The organism is Streptomyces sp. NPDC037083, assembly GCF_055606485.1.
Genome location: NZ_JBVJSQ010000001.1, coordinates 756,126 through 769,342 on the forward strand (window position 1 = coordinate 756,126; position 13,217 = coordinate 769,342).

The window sequence follows — 13,217 nt, forward strand, 5'->3', positions numbered from 1 at the left end:
GGCCAGGCCGCCGGCCAGACCGGCGGCCCCGGCGGGGCGGAGCTACTCCACGGTGACCGACTTCGCCAGGTTTCGCGGCTGATCGACCTCGTTGCCCCGCGCCGTGGCCAGCTCACACGCGAACACCTGCAACGGCACCGTCGCGACCAGCGGCTGCAGCAGCACCGGCGTGACCGGAATCCGCACGAGATGGTCGGCGTACGGCACCACCGCGTCGTCCCCCTCCTCGGCGATCACGATGGTCCGCGCCCCCCGCGCCCGGATCTCCTGGATGTTGGAGACGATCTTGTCGTGCAGGACGGACCGTCCGCGCGGCGAGGGCACCACGACGACGACCGGCAGGTCCTCCTCGATGAGGGCGATGGGCCCGTGCTTCAGCTCCCCCGCCGCGAACCCCTCCGCGTGCATGTAGGCGAGCTCCTTCAGCTTGAGCGCGCCCTCCAGCGCGACGGGATGGCCCACGTGCCGCCCGAGGAACAGCACCGTGTCCTTCCCGGCGAGCGACCGGGCCAGCTCCCGCACCGGCTCCATGGTCTCCAGCACCCGCTCGACCTCGCGGGGCATCCGCGCGAGGTCCCGCACGACGGCCCGGATCTCGTCCCCCCGCTTGGCGCCGCGCACCTGGGCCAGGTACAGGGCGACCAGGTAGCACGCGACCAACTGCGTCAGGAACGCCTTGGTGGACGCGACGGCCACCTCGGGCCCGGCGTGCGTGTAGAGCACGGCGTCCGACTCGCGGGGGATCGTCGACCCGTTGGTGTTGCAGATGGCGAGCACCTTGGAACCCTGCTCGCGCGCGTGCCGCAGCGCCATCAGCGTGTCCATGGTCTCGCCGGACTGCGAGACGGCGATGACCAGTGACCGCGAGTCGAGAATGGGATCCCGGTAGCGGAACTCGCTGGCCAGCTCGACCTCGCACGGGATGCGCGTCCAGTGCTCGATGGCGTACTTGGCGATGAGGCCCGCGTGGAAGGCCGTGCCGCACGCGACGATCACGACCTTGTCGATCTCCCGCAGCTCGGCGGCCGGGATGCGCACCTCGTCGAGGGTCAGCGCCCCGGAGCCGTCGATGCGGCCCAGCAGGGTGTCGGCGACCGCCTTGGGCTGCTCGGCGATCTCCTTGAGCATGAAGTAGTCGTGGCCGCCCTTCTCCGCGGCCGAGGCGTCCCAGTCGACGTGGTACTCGCGCACGTCGGCCGCGGACCCGTCGAAGCCGGTGACCGTCACGCCGTCCCGGCGCAGCTCCACCACCTGGTCCTGGCCCAGCTCGATCGCCGACCGCGTGTGCGCGATGAACGCGGCGACGTCCGAGGCGAGAAAGGCCTCGCCCTCCCCGACGCCCACCACGAGCGGCGAGTTCCGCCGTGCCCCGACCACCACGTCCGGCTCGTCGGCGTGCACCGCGACCAGCGTGAACGCCCCCTCCAGCCGCCGGCACACCAGCCGCATGGACTCGGCGAGGTCGGCGGTCACCGAGAACTCCTCGGCGAGCAGGTGCGCCACGACCTCGGTGTCGGTCTCGGACGGCAACTCGTGGCCCCGCTCGCCCAGTTCGGCCCGCAGCGCGGCGAAGTTCTCGATGATCCCGTTGTGCACGACGGCGACGCGGCCGGCGTTGTCGAGATGAGGATGGGCGTTGACGTCCGTGGGTGCGCCGTGCGTGGCCCACCGGGTGTGCCCGATGCCCGTCGTCCCCGCCGGCAGCGGCCGTTCCGTCAGCTCCTTCTCCAGGTTGACGAGCTTGCCCGCCTTCTTCGCGGCGGCGAGCCCCCCGTCGGCCGGCACGGCGACGCCCGCCGAGTCGTACCCCCGGTACTCCAGCCGCTTCAGTCCGGCCATGACGACGTCGAGCGCCGACTGAGACCCCACGTATCCCACGATTCCGCACATGAGCGGCAGCGTACGGTGAAATCACGTCCCGAAAGAGCCTCCACGTGCCCGAATTCGGAAATTCCCACGGCTGTACGCGCCCTCGAACGGACCCTCACACCCCGGCCCGGCCCCTCGCTCCGGCGCCTCGCCCCGCCGCCTGTGCTCCGGACCGTGACGGAGCCCACCCACCGTCCCGTTCAAACTCCGTTAACAATGGAGTGTGATCTCCCCGGTCCCCCCGATGCCCCGGAGCGCCCACCGGCACAGGCCGGAGGCGACTCCCTACGTCGACCTCACCCGAAGCGAGTGGAGCGCGCTGCGCGAGAAGACGCCGCTGCCGCTGACCGCCGAGGAGGTCGAGAAGCTGCGCGGCCTCGGCGACGTCATCGACCTCGACGAGGTGCGCGACATCTACCTTCCGCTGTCCCGCCTCCTCAACCTCTACGTCGGCGCGACGGACGGACTGCGCGGCGCGCTGAACACCTTCCTCGGCGAACAGGGCTCCCAGTCCGGGACGCCGTTCGTGATAGGGGTCGCCGGCTCGGTGGCCGTGGGCAAGTCGACGGTCGCCCGTCTCCTGCAGGCCCTGCTGTCCCGCTGGCCGGAGCACCCGCGCGTGGAACTGGTCACCACGGACGGCTTCCTGCTCCCCACCAAGGAGCTGGAAGCCCGCGGCCTGATGTCGCGCAAGGGCTTCCCCGAGTCCTACGACCGCCGCGCGCTGACCCGCTTCGTCGCCGACATCAAGGCGGGGAAGGCCGAGGTCACAGCGCCCGTCTACTCCCACCTGATCTACGACATCATGCCGGACCGCCGACTCACCGTCCGCCGCCCCGACATCCTCATCGTCGAGGGCCTGAACGTCCTGCAGCCCGCGCTCCCCGGCAAGGACGGCCGCACCCGCGTCGGCCTCGCCGACTACTTCGACTTCAGCGTGTACGTCGACGCGAGCGCCGAGGACATCGAGCGCTGGTATCTCAGCCGGTTCCGGAAACTGCGCCTGACCGCCTTCCAGAACCCCGACTCGTACTTCAGGAAGTACACCCAGGTCTCCGAGGAGGAGGCCCTCGACTACGCCCGCGGCCTCTGGCGCACCATCAACAAGCCCAACCTGGTGGAGAACATCGCCCCGACCCGCGGCCGGGCCACCCTCGTGGTCCGCAAGGGCCAGGACCACAAGGTGCAGCGCCTGAGTCTGCGCAAACTCTGACGGCTACCCTGCCCCCATGCTGCACCTGCGCCTGATCACACCGTCGGACGTCACCGACGCCGCGGTCCGACTGATCGAGAACACCGTCGGAACCACCCACCTCGTCGTCGTGCCGGGCGCCGCCCGCAACCCGGCCGGCGATGTCGTCCTGTGCGACGTGGCGCGCGAGGCCGGGGACGAACTCCTCACCGGGCTGCAGCAGTTGGGCCTCGACAAGACCGGCTCGATCGCCGTGGAGAACATCGACCTGTCGCTCTCGGCGCGCGCCGACAAGGCCGAGGCCGAGGCGCCGGGCGAGGCCGCCGACGCGGTCCTGTGGGAGCACCTCACGGACGCCACCCACGAGGAGTCGACGCTCTCCGTCACATACGTCGCGTTCATCACGCTCGCCACGATGATCGCCGCCTGCGGTGTGGTCCTGGACAACGCGGTGCTCATCGTGGGCGCGATGGCGGTGGGCCCCGAGTTCGGCCCACTGGCCGGCGTCTCGACGTCGATCGTGCAGCGGGCTCCCCGCCTGGCCCTGCGCTCGCTGATCGCCCTGCTGGTCGGCTTCGCCGCGGCGATCGCGGTGACGGTCGGCTTCAGCCTCTTCATGGACGCGCTCGGCCTGTTCAGCAGGGAGCAACTGGACGCCGACCGCCCCCAGACCGGCTTCGTCTACGCCCCGGACGCCTTCTCCTTCATCGTCGCCGTCCTGGCGGGAGCCGCCGGCACGCTCTCCCTGACGTCGGCGAAATCCGGCGCCCTGGTGGGCGTCGCGATCTCGGTGACGACGGTCCCGGCGGCCGCCAACGCCGCTGTGGCCCTCAGCTACGGCGACACCCGCCAGACCTTGGGCTCGACAGAGCAACTGCTGCTGAACCTCTTGGGCATCATCCTGGCGGGCACGCTGACCCTGCTGATCCAGAAGGCCCTCTGGCCACGGCAACGGTCGAGCAAGGCGTAGGACCGCTGGCCAGGGGGGCGGGGAACTGCACGACAAGCCACGACGACCTCACGGCCCGCGACGCCCAGCCCCCCACCTCGGAACGGCCCCGCGGGCTAACCCAGCGCGGACTTCACCACATCGGCCAGTCGCCCGGCAACGGCCCGAGCCTGGTCGATGTCAGCGGCCTCGACCATCACCCGAACCAACGGCTCGGTCCCGGAGGGCCGCAGCAACACCCGCCCGGTGGAGCCGAGTTCCCGCTCCGCCTCACCGACGGCGGCGGCGAGCTCGGCCGAGTCCCCGACCCGGGACCTGTCGACGTCCGGCACATTGATCAGCACCTGCGGCAGCCGCTCCATCACGGAGGCCAGCTCCCGCAGCGACCGCCCGCTCTCGGCGACCCGAGCCGCCAGCATGAGCCCGGTCAGCGTGCCGTCACCGGTCGTCGCGTGATCGAGGATGATCACGTGCCCGGACTGCTCACCGCCCAGCGCGTATCCGTGCTGCTTCATCTCCTCCAGCACATACCGGTCGCCGACGGCGGCCTGCACCAGCTGGATCCCCTCGCGCTCCATGGCCAGCTTGAAGCCGAGGTTGGACATGACCGTCGCGACAACGGTGTCCGAGCGCAGCACGCCCCGCTCCCGCATGGACAGGGCCAGCACGGCGAGGATCTGGTCGCCGTCGATCTCCTCGCCCGTGTGGTCCACGGCGAGGCACCGGTCCGCGTCGCCGTCGTGCGCGATGCCGAAGTCGGCCCCGTGCTCGATGACCGCGGCCTTCAGCTTGTCCAGGTGGGTGGACCCGCACCCGTCGTTGATGTTGAGCCCGTCCGGCTCGGCGCCGATGGTCACGATCTCCGCGCCGGCCCGGGTGAACGCCTCGGGCGACACCCGCGCCGCGGCGCCGTGCGCCTCGTCCAGGACGATCTTCAGCCCGTCGAGCCGGTTCGGCAGGACGGCGATGAGGTGGGCGACGTAGCGGTCGAACCCTTCGCTGTACGAGCGCACGCGACCGACGCCGCCTCCGGTGGGCCGGTCCCAGGGCGCGCCCGTGCGGTGCTCCTCGTAGACGGACTCGATCCTGTCCTCGAGCTCGTCGGCGAGCTTGTGGCCGCCGCGGGCGAAGAACTTGACGCCGTTGTCGGGCATGGCGTTGTGGCTGGCGGAGAGCATCACGCCGAGGTCGGCGCCGAGCACGCCGGTGAGGTACGCGACGGCGGGCGTCGGCAGCACGCCGACCTTCAGCACGTCCACACCCGCACTCGCCAGACCTGCCACCACGGCGGCCTCGAGGAACTCCCCGGACGCGCGCGGGTCCCGTCCGACGACGGCCACCGGCCGGTGACCCTCGAACGTGCCCGCCTCGGCCAGCACGTGCGCCGCCGCGACCGAGAGGCCGAGGGCCATCTCGGCCGTCAGATCCGCGTTGGCGACACCGCGCACGCCGTCCGTGCCGAAGAGTCGTCCCACTTGTCCTCCTGAGGAAGCGTCAGTTTCAAAAGCCGTGCGGGCGCGTCGGACGCATTTGCCGGTCTGCGGCGGCTCCCGCATTCAGGCATTTGATGCCCTGAACATCCGATCACACAAGCCTTTGAGCACCTTGTGCCGTTATACGCCCACGGCTGCGAGAAAACGAACGCCCCGGCGACACTGTGGCGTGCCGCCGGGGCGTTCGGAGTACGTGCGGGCGGACCGAACCCGGCCCGACCCGGAATACGTACGAGCAGGCAGCGAAGCTTAGCGCTTGCTGTACTGCGGGGCCTTGCGGGCCTTCTTGAGACCGGCCTTCTTGCGCTCGACCGCGCGGTCGTCACGCGTGAGGAAGCCGGCCTTCTTCAGGACGCCACGGTTGTTGTCGACGTCGGCCTCGTTCAGCGCGCGGGCGACACCGAGACGGAGCGCACCGGCCTGACCGGAGACGCCGCCACCCGAGATGCGGGCGATGACGTCGTAGCGGCCGTCGAGCTCGAGAACCTTGAACGGCTCGTTGACTTCCTGCTGGTGCACCTTGTTCGGGAAGTAGTCCTCGAGGGTGCGACCGTTGATCTTCCACTTGCCGGAGCCCGGAACGATCCGGACGCGGGCGATGGCGTTCTTGCGACGGCCCAGGCCGGCCGCCGGCTGGGCCTCGCCGAAGCGGGAGGCCAGGGACTCCGAGGTGTACTCACCCTCGACGGGGACCTCGGACTCGGTGGTGTAGCTGTCGATGTCGACGAGCTCGGTCTCTTCGAGCGGCTGCTCGGCAGTGGTCTCGGCCACGGTTCTCCTCAGATTCTCTTCAGCTTGGGGTGGTGTGGCCGGACTTACTGCGCGACCTGGGTGATCTCGAACGGCACAGGCTGCTGCGCCGCGTGCGGGTGCACGTCACCCTTGTAGACCTTCAGCTTCGAGAGCATCTGACGGCCGAGCGTGTTCTTGGGGAGCATGCCCTTGACGGCCTTCTCGACGGCCTTCTCGGGGTTGTTCGCGAGCAGGTCGTCGTAGCGCACGGAGCGCAGACCGCCCGGGTACCCGGAGTGGCGGTAGGCCATCTTCTGGGTCCGCTTGTTGCCGGAGAGGTGCACCTTGTCGGCGTTGATGATGATGACGAAGTCACCGGTGTCGACGTGGGGCGCGTAGATCGGCTTGTGCTTGCCCCGCAGAAGGGACGCGGCAGTGGTGGCGAGACGGCCCAGGACGATGTCCTGAGCGTCGATGACGTGCCACTGGCGCGTCACATCGCCGGGCTTGGGGCTGTACGTACGCACGGTTCGTAGCCTTCGCTTCTTCAGTGAATTGGTCCTGACAAGGTCACCGAAGACGATCACGACAGCCCTGACCGCACTGCGGTGACGCAAACCGCGTGCTGGTCGCTGGTCATCGGCCCGGTGGACCGGTGTAAGGGCCCGTCCCGTGAGAAGAGCAAGCCAATACACAACGAAGAAGCAGAATACCCGCGCCCCGGGGGTCGGGTCAAAACGGGGCCGACGGACACCCGTGAACATGACATTCTCGCCAGGAGCGAGGCCCGGAAACCTCCGCCCGGAGTGTCCCGCGCCACACCCCGCACGACGGCCTGGGAGAATGCCGTACCAACCACCCGGAGATGTCGTGTTTGCCCGCACTCCCGCCCCGAATGCCGGGGACTCCAGCGCCGGTTGAGGCGGAACAGCACCCCCCGCTCCCCGTCTAAGATGCGGCCCATGAGCTATGGGCAGGGGGGACCTCAGTCCCAGTGGGATCCGTGGAAACCGAACTCCCAGCAGCCGTGGACCACCGGCGATGACGGGCGGACCCCGGACTGGGCCGCGCTCGCCGAGGCGTCCGAGACGCGCAACAAGCGCCGCCGGCTGCTCTTCATAGGCGGGGGCGCGTTCGCCACGCTCGCCATAGGCGTCGCCGTGGCCATGGCCGTGGTGTCGGCGAACGGCAGCGACAAGGCGAACCAGCCGACGTCCTCGCTGCCGGGGACCGCCGACCTGCCGAGCGCGTCCGCCACCCCGTCCTTCGCGCCGACCAGCGCCCCGCCCCCGCTGGACCCGAAGGAATTCGTCGCCAGCAAGGCCAAGGACACCGCCCCCAACGGTCCTGACCTGCTCTTTCCCGGTACCCAGCTGACCATGGGCTCGGCCGTGTACAAGAAGGGCCCCAAGGCCGACAGCACCACGTGCGCCACCGGCGCCGCCGGCACGCTGACCAAGATCCTCACGGCCAACGGCTGCACCCGTGTCATGCGCGTCACCTATGTCAAGGACGGCATCGCGGTCACGGTCGGGGTGGCCGTCTTCGACACCGAGGCCCAGGCCCTCAAGGTCAAGAGCCAGGCCGACAGCAAGAGCATCGTCAAGGCCCTCACCGGCGGGGACGTGAAGGCGTTCTGCAACGGCGCGATCTGCCGCTCGACGACCAACTCCTACGGCCGGTACGCCTACTTCACGATCACCGGCTTCACCAACGGCAAGGACGTCACGACGAAGGACACGGCCGTCTTCACCACGGGCGACGACCTGGCCGAATTCACCTTCCAGCAGATCCGCCGCCGCGGCGAGGCCCAGGCCTCGGCAGCGGCCAACAGCTGACCGGGCCGGCCCGAGCCCCGCACGAGGCGGGGCGAGGCGGGCGCGGGGGGCCGGCTCAGCAGCACCCGGCCCCGGGCAGCGTCCGCCTGTTGCGCGCCTCCTTGCTGCGCGCGGCAAGGAGTTCGTCGGCCGGGTAGCCGACCTCCTCCAGCGTCAGCCCGTGCGGCCGTACGACGTGCACGGCCGAGTCCCGTACGCCCGCGGCGAGCACCTTTGCCGGCCACTCGGCCCCCCGGTGCCCGTCCCCCACGAACAGCAGCGCCCCGATCAGCGAGCGCACCATGTTGTGGCAGAAGGCGTCGGCCCGGACGGTGGCGGTGATGATCCCGTCGGGGCCCTTGACCAGGCTCAGCTCCTGAAGCGTGCGGATGGTGGTGGCCCCCTCCCGCTTCTTGCAGTACGCGGCGAAGTCGTGCTCCCCGAGGAGCCGCCCGGCGGCCTCGTTCATGGCGTCGACGTCGAGCGGCCAGTCGTGCCACAGGACGTGGCCCCGCAGCAGCGGGTCGACCCCGCCGGGGTTGTCGGTGACCCGGTAGGCGTACCGCCGCCAGATCGCCGAGAACCGCGCGTTGAAGCCGTGCGGGGCCTCCCGCAGAGCCCACACCCGGACGTCCTTCGGCAGCCGCCCGGCGAGCCGCTTCAGCAGCTTCTCGTGATGCTCGCGCCAGACCTCCTCCGGCAGGTCGACGTGGGCGACCTGCCCGCGCGCGTGCACCCCGGCGTCGGTCCGCCCGGCCACGGTCAGCTCGTATGTCGTCCCCCCGGACCGGGTGACGGTCCGCAGGGCGTCCTCGATCTCCCCCTGCACGGTCCGCCGTCCCGCGGCCTGCTTGGCCCATCCGGAGAACTCGGAACCGTCATAGGAAAGGTCCAGCCGCACCCGCACGAACCCGGGCTGTACTTCGTCACTCACACAGAGATCCTCTCGGCAACACGAAAAGCGGGCCCGTCCCTGAAGAGGAACGGACCCGCAATCGCCCTGAAGGGGCGCGGAGAACCGCGCGAGAAGCCGCTACGAACCCGTAGCCGCGAACGCACGGTCCCCGGCGGAACGCTTACGCGTCCTTGGACTCCTCGGCCGCGTCGGCCTTGGTCTCCTCGGCGGCCGGAGCAGCCTCGGCGTCCTTCGCGGCGCGCTTCGTCGCGGCCTCGGCCTCGCCAGTGGCTTCCTGCGCGACCGTCAGCGCCTCGACCAGCTCGATGACAGCCATGGGCGCGTTGTCGCCACGGCGGTTACCGATCTTGGTGATGCGGGTGTAGCCACCCGGGCGGTTCTCGTAGCGCGGGCCGATCTCGGTGAAGAGCGTGTGCACGATGCTCTTGTCCGTGATGACCTGGAGCACCTGACGGCGGTTGTGAAGGTCGCCCTTCTTCGCCTTGGTGACCAGACGCTCGGCGTACGGGCGCAGCTTGCGCGCCTTCGCCTCGGTGGTGGTGATGCGGCCGTGCTCGAACAGCGCCTTCGCCAGGTTCGCGAGGAGGAGCTTCTCGTGCGCAGCGCTGCCGCCCATACGGGCGCCCTTGGTGGGCTTCGGCATGGTGTTTCTCCTAGGTGTCTGCCCCGGCCGTATCAGGTACCGGGGTCAGTATCCGAGCAGGCGGTCGCCTGTCGGAGATCCGGGGTCCGCTCGCGCGGGCCCCGGAGGTGGAACCGATCAGTACTGCTCGGTCTCCACGAAGCCCGCGTCCGCGTCGTCGTCGGCGCCGAAGGCGTCGGCGGCGGCGGTCGGGTCGAATCCGGGCGGGCTGTCCTTGAGGGCCAGGCCCATGCCGGCCAGCTTCGCCTTGACCTCGTCGATCGACTTCGCACCGAAGTTGCGGATGTCGAGCAGGTCGGCCTCGGAACGAGCCACGAGCTCACCCACGGAGTGGATGCCCTCGCGCTTGAGGCAGTTGTACGACCGAACGGTGAGCTCCAGCTCCTCGATCGGCAGCGCCAGATCGGCGGCGAGGGCGGCGTCCGTGGGGGACGGGCCCATGTCGATGCCCTCGGCGTCGATGTTCAGCTCGCGCGCGAGACCGAACAGCTCGACCAGGGTCTTGCCCGCGGAGGCCATGGCGTCACGGGGACGCATCGCCTGCTTGGTCTCGACGTCGACGATCAGCTTGTCGAAGTCGGTGCGCTGCTCGACACGCGTGGCCTCGACCTTGTACGTGACCTTCAGAACCGGCGAGTAGATCGAGTCGACCGGGATGCGCCCGATCTCCTGACCGACCTGCTTGTTCTGCACGGCGGAGACGTAACCACGGCCACGCTCGACCGTGAGCTCCATCTCCAGCTTGCCCTTGCCGTTGAGCGTGGCGAGGACGAGGTCGGGGTTGTGCACCTCGACACCGGCCGGGGGCGCGATGTCGGCGGCGGTGACCAGACCCGGACCCTGCTTGCGCAGGTACATCACGACCGGCTCGTCGTGCTCGGACGACACGACCAGCTGCTTGATGTTGAGGATCAGGTCGGTGACGTCCTCCTTGACGCCCGGCACGGTGGTGAACTCGTGCAGGACACCGTCGATGCGGATGGACGTGACCGCCGCACCCGGGATCGAGGACAGGAGGGTCCGGCGCAGGGAGTTGCCGAGGGTGTAACCGAAGCCCGGCTCCAGCGGCTCGATCACGAACCGGGAGCGGAACTCGTCGACGACCTCTTCGGTCAAAGAGGGACGCTGAGCGATCAGCATGGATGAATCCTTCAGTCAGGGGCGCCCGCTATTTGACGCCCGACTCGGTACTGCAAGGGTACGGGTGGCACATCTCCAACGAGACGTGCCACCCGAAACCCGGAAAAACCTGAGACGACCGTGCGTCAGACGCGGCGGCGCTTGGGCGGACGGCAGCCGTTGTGCGGGGTCGGCGTGACGTCCTGGATGGAGCCGACCTCGAGGCCAGTGGCCTGCAGGGAACGGATGGCGGTCTCACGACCGGCGCCCGGGCCCTTGACGAAGACGTCGACCTTGCGCATGCCGTGCTCCTGCGCGCGACGGGCAGCCGACTCGGCAGCCATCTGCGCGGCGAACGGCGTGGACTTGCGCGAGCCCTTGAAGCCGACGTGGCCGGCGGAGGCCCAGGAGATCACGTTTCCGGCCGGGTCCGTGATGGACACGATCGTGTTGTTGAACGTGCTCTTGATGTGCGCCTGGCCGTGCGCGACGTTCTTCTTTTCCTTGCGGCGCACCTTCTTGGCAGCGCCCTGACGTCCCTTGGGGGGCATCTATTAACTCCTACGGGAGGTGGTCGGTCCTACAGCGAAGACCGCTGATGAGCGTCCGCTGAGGACTACTTCTTGCCCGGCTTCTTCTTACCGGCGATGGCGCGACGCGGGCCCTTGCGGGTACGAGCGTTCGTGCTGGTGCGCTGACCGCGGACCGGCAGACCACGACGGTGACGGAGACCCTGGTAGCAACCGATCTCGACCTTGCGGCGAATGTCGGCCTGGATCTCGCGACGAAGGTCACCCTCGGTCTTGATGTTGGCGTCCACGTACTCGCGGATCGCGACGAGCTGCTCCTCGGAGAGGTCGCGAACGCGGGTGTTCGGGTCGACGCCGGTCGCTGCCAGCGTCTCCTGGGAAAGGGTCCGGCCGATGCCGAACACGTAGGTGAGGGCGACCTCCACACGCTTTTCGCGCGGGATGTCGACACCGGAAACGCGTGCCATTCAATGGCTCCAGTTGATCCTCGGAGGTCTTCCGCAGAACCGACCCCCAGCCGCCGGCCTCTTCCGTCGCAACGGGAGATTTGGTACGGACTGGGTCCCCGGCCTCCGAACCGGGGGTATCAGGCGGGAGAACCCGCCCGGGCCCTGCGTATGAACATATTCAGCTCGCGTCGCGCGAAGTCTCTGCGATATCGATGCAGAGGGTGTGATCCGTGTGCGATCAGCCCTGGCGCTGCTTGTGGCGCGGGTTCTCGCAAATGATCATGACCCGACCGTGACGGCGGATCACCCTGCACTTGTCGCAGATCTTCTTGACGCTCGGCTTGACCTTCATTGGGTGAGGTTCTCCGGGTCAGTTGCCGCCGACCCCGAACGCCCGCGGGGCGCACGAGGACCTGGGCAAGATCTACTTGTACCGGTAGACGATCCGGCCACGCGTCAGGTCGTACGGAGACAGCTCCACCACGACCCGGTCGTCAGGGAGGATGCGGATGTAGTGCATACGCATCTTGCCGCTGATGTGTGCCAGGACCTGGTGGCCGTTCTGGAGCTCGACCTTGAACATGGCGTTCGGAAGAGACTCGACGACAGTGCCCTCGATCTCGATGGCACCTTGCTTCTTGGCCACGCTTCGCCCTTCGAATCGACTACCTTGATCGGCTCCCCCGCCTTTTCCCTTACGGGCGCATGCGGACATGCGGGTGCACGAGAGCCGACGAGTCAGTCTACGTCAGCCCCCGCAGAAACACGAATCGAGAAGTCTGCCCCACGAGGGAGATCCTTAAGCGACACAGGCCTCGCCCAGCCCGTCCGGCGTCTGAGGACGAGCACCTATTGAGGACCGAAGCGGGGGTCTGGGGCCACAGCCCCCAGTCCGCCTCCCCAGCCCCCAGTCCGCCTCCCCAGCCCGTCCGGCGTTTGAGGACGAGGCCCTTTCGGGGGCCGAAGCGGGGGTCTGGGGCCACAGCCCCCAGTCCGCCTCCCCAGCCCCCAGTCCGCGTCCCCAGCCCGTCCGGCGTTTGAGGACGAGGCCCTTTCGGGGCCGAAGCGGGGGTCTGGGGGCGGCAGCCCCCAGGGACGGGACGGGAAGGGGCGGCGGGGGCGAGAAGACCCGCCCGTGCCCCCGGAGGAGACCTCGGGCCAGCGGGTCCGGCGCCGCCACCACACCGTGCTCCGCCAGCTTCGCCCTGCCACCGTCCACCGCGGTCAGCACCAGCGGCCCCGCCTCCGTCAACGCCACCGAGTGCTCCCAGTGCGAGGACCACGTCCCGTCGGTCGTGATGACCGTCCAGTCGACCAATCCCAGACGCCGCCCTCGCGGGTGTGGCGCCGGGGCGCCACACAAGCTTCGAGCGGCTGCGCCGGCCTCCGCCCGGCGGACCGTCCCACCGTCAGGCCAGCGGGTCCGGCGCCGCCACCACACCGTGCTCCGCCAGCTTCGCCCTGCCACCGTCCACCGCGGTCAGCACCAGCGGCCCCGCCTCCGTCAA

At 69.4% G+C, this 13,217-nt stretch carries 14 protein-coding genes and 1 pseudogene; 3 read left to right on the plus strand and 12 right to left on the minus strand.

The genetic code is table 11. The features are described from left to right. Positions 1 to 42: 42 nt before the first annotated feature. The gene (glmS, locus tag ACZ7DE_RS03400; RefSeq protein ID WP_470757420.1) at positions 43 to 1,890 is read right to left on the minus strand and encodes a glutamine--fructose-6-phosphate transaminase (isomerizing); all 1,848 of its coding nucleotides are present in this window, start codon (positions 1,888 to 1,890) and stop codon (positions 43 to 45) included. A gap of 223 nt (positions 1,891 to 2,113) precedes the next feature. Between glmS and coaA the strand changes: the two genes are divergently transcribed. Next, positions 2,114 to 3,082: a type I pantothenate kinase gene (coaA, locus tag ACZ7DE_RS03405; protein ID WP_470757422.1), complete on the plus strand. Its 969-nt coding sequence runs from the start codon at positions 2,114 to 2,116 to the stop codon at positions 3,080 to 3,082. A 16-nt stretch (positions 3,083 to 3,098) separates the two neighbouring features. After that, positions 3,099 to 4,031: a DUF389 domain-containing protein gene (locus ACZ7DE_RS03410; RefSeq protein WP_470757424.1), complete on the plus strand. Its 933-nt coding sequence runs from the start codon at positions 3,099 to 3,101 to the stop codon at positions 4,029 to 4,031. Between the two features lie 95 nt (positions 4,032 to 4,126). On the opposite strand, the gene glmM is transcribed toward ACZ7DE_RS03410, so the two are convergent. The 3 genes from glmM to rplM form a co-directional block, all read right to left on the minus strand. Beyond that, complete coding sequence (gene glmM, locus ACZ7DE_RS03415; protein ID WP_470757426.1) at positions 4,127 to 5,485, minus strand: phosphoglucosamine mutase; 1,359 nt, start codon at positions 5,483 to 5,485, stop codon at positions 4,127 to 4,129. Between the two features lie 267 nt (positions 5,486 to 5,752). Continuing rightward, entirely contained in the window at positions 5,753 to 6,274 is a 522-nt protein-coding gene (gene rpsI / locus ACZ7DE_RS03420; RefSeq protein WP_470757428.1) for a 30S ribosomal protein S9, read from the minus strand. Between the two features lie 44 nt (positions 6,275 to 6,318). Then, positions 6,319 to 6,762 (minus strand): 50S ribosomal protein L13, encoded by a 444-nt coding sequence (rplM, locus tag ACZ7DE_RS03425; RefSeq protein ID WP_020132189.1) that lies wholly within the window; start codon positions 6,760 to 6,762, stop codon positions 6,319 to 6,321. A gap of 435 nt (positions 6,763 to 7,197) precedes the next feature. On the opposite strand from rplM, the gene ACZ7DE_RS03430 reads away from it, so the two are divergent. Beyond that, positions 7,198 to 8,073, plus strand: a complete 876-nt coding sequence (locus ACZ7DE_RS03430) for a hypothetical protein (protein WP_470757430.1) — start codon at positions 7,198 to 7,200, stop codon at positions 8,071 to 8,073. A 55-nt stretch (positions 8,074 to 8,128) separates the two neighbouring features. On the opposite strand, the gene truA is transcribed toward ACZ7DE_RS03430, so the two are convergent. From truA to ACZ7DE_RS03470, 8 genes and pseudogenes are all read right to left on the minus strand, one after another. After that, on the minus strand, positions 8,129 to 8,986 hold the full coding sequence (truA, locus tag ACZ7DE_RS03435; protein WP_470757433.1) for a tRNA pseudouridine(38-40) synthase TruA: 858 nt from the start codon (positions 8,984 to 8,986) through the stop codon (positions 8,129 to 8,131). A 142-nt stretch (positions 8,987 to 9,128) separates the two neighbouring features. Continuing rightward, positions 9,129 to 9,611, minus strand: coding sequence for a 50S ribosomal protein L17 (gene rplQ, locus ACZ7DE_RS03440; RefSeq protein ID WP_470757435.1), 483 nt, complete (start codon positions 9,609 to 9,611; stop codon positions 9,129 to 9,131). Positions 9,612 to 9,728: 117 nt separating this feature from the next. Further along, on the minus strand, positions 9,729 to 10,751 hold the full coding sequence (locus tag ACZ7DE_RS03445) for a DNA-directed RNA polymerase subunit alpha (RefSeq protein ID WP_003966937.1): 1,023 nt from the start codon (positions 10,749 to 10,751) through the stop codon (positions 9,729 to 9,731). 125 nt (positions 10,752 to 10,876) lie between these two features. Then, the gene (gene rpsK / locus ACZ7DE_RS03450; protein WP_010354218.1) at positions 10,877 to 11,281 is read right to left on the minus strand and encodes a 30S ribosomal protein S11; all 405 of its coding nucleotides are present in this window, start codon (positions 11,279 to 11,281) and stop codon (positions 10,877 to 10,879) included. Positions 11,282 to 11,346: 65 nt separating this feature from the next. Further along, positions 11,347 to 11,727, minus strand: a complete 381-nt coding sequence (gene rpsM / locus ACZ7DE_RS03455; protein ID WP_020132619.1) for a 30S ribosomal protein S13 — start codon at positions 11,725 to 11,727, stop codon at positions 11,347 to 11,349. Positions 11,728 to 11,947: 220 nt separating this feature from the next. After that, the gene (gene rpmJ / locus ACZ7DE_RS03460; protein WP_004984509.1) at positions 11,948 to 12,061 is read right to left on the minus strand and encodes a 50S ribosomal protein L36; all 114 of its coding nucleotides are present in this window, start codon (positions 12,059 to 12,061) and stop codon (positions 11,948 to 11,950) included. 72 nt (positions 12,062 to 12,133) lie between these two features. Then, entirely contained in the window at positions 12,134 to 12,355 is a 222-nt protein-coding gene (gene infA / locus ACZ7DE_RS03465; protein WP_003948620.1) for a translation initiation factor IF-1, read from the minus strand. 763 nt (positions 12,356 to 13,118) lie between these two features. Further along, positions 13,119 to 13,217, minus strand: a pseudogene (locus ACZ7DE_RS03470) (type I methionyl aminopeptidase); the annotation flags it as partial.

What these genes read in the sequence shown, in the direction of transcription:
- glmS (WP_470757420.1), bottom strand. Translation starts at nt 1,890, where the DNA reads ATGTGCGGAATCGTGGGATACGTGGGGTCTCAGTCGGCGCTCGACGTC.
- coaA (WP_470757422.1), top strand. Translation starts at nt 2,114, where the DNA reads ATGCCCCGGAGCGCCCACCGGCACAGGCCGGAGGCGACTCCCTACGTC.
- ACZ7DE_RS03410 (WP_470757424.1), top strand. Translation starts at nt 3,099, where the DNA reads ATGCTGCACCTGCGCCTGATCACACCGTCGGACGTCACCGACGCCGCG.
- ACZ7DE_RS03430 (WP_470757430.1), top strand. Translation starts at nt 7,198, where the DNA reads ATGAGCTATGGGCAGGGGGGACCTCAGTCCCAGTGGGATCCGTGGAAA.
- rplQ (WP_470757435.1), bottom strand. Translation starts at nt 9,611, where the DNA reads ATGCCGAAGCCCACCAAGGGCGCCCGTATGGGCGGCAGCGCTGCGCAC.
- ACZ7DE_RS03445 (WP_003966937.1), bottom strand. Translation starts at nt 10,751, where the DNA reads ATGCTGATCGCTCAGCGTCCCTCTTTGACCGAAGAGGTCGTCGACGAG.
- rpsK (WP_010354218.1), bottom strand. Translation starts at nt 11,281, where the DNA reads ATGCCCCCCAAGGGACGTCAGGGCGCTGCCAAGAAGGTGCGCCGCAAG.
- rpsM (WP_020132619.1), bottom strand. Translation starts at nt 11,727, where the DNA reads ATGGCACGCGTTTCCGGTGTCGACATCCCGCGCGAAAAGCGTGTGGAG.
- rpmJ (WP_004984509.1), bottom strand. Translation starts at nt 12,061, where the DNA reads ATGAAGGTCAAGCCGAGCGTCAAGAAGATCTGCGACAAGTGCAGGGTG.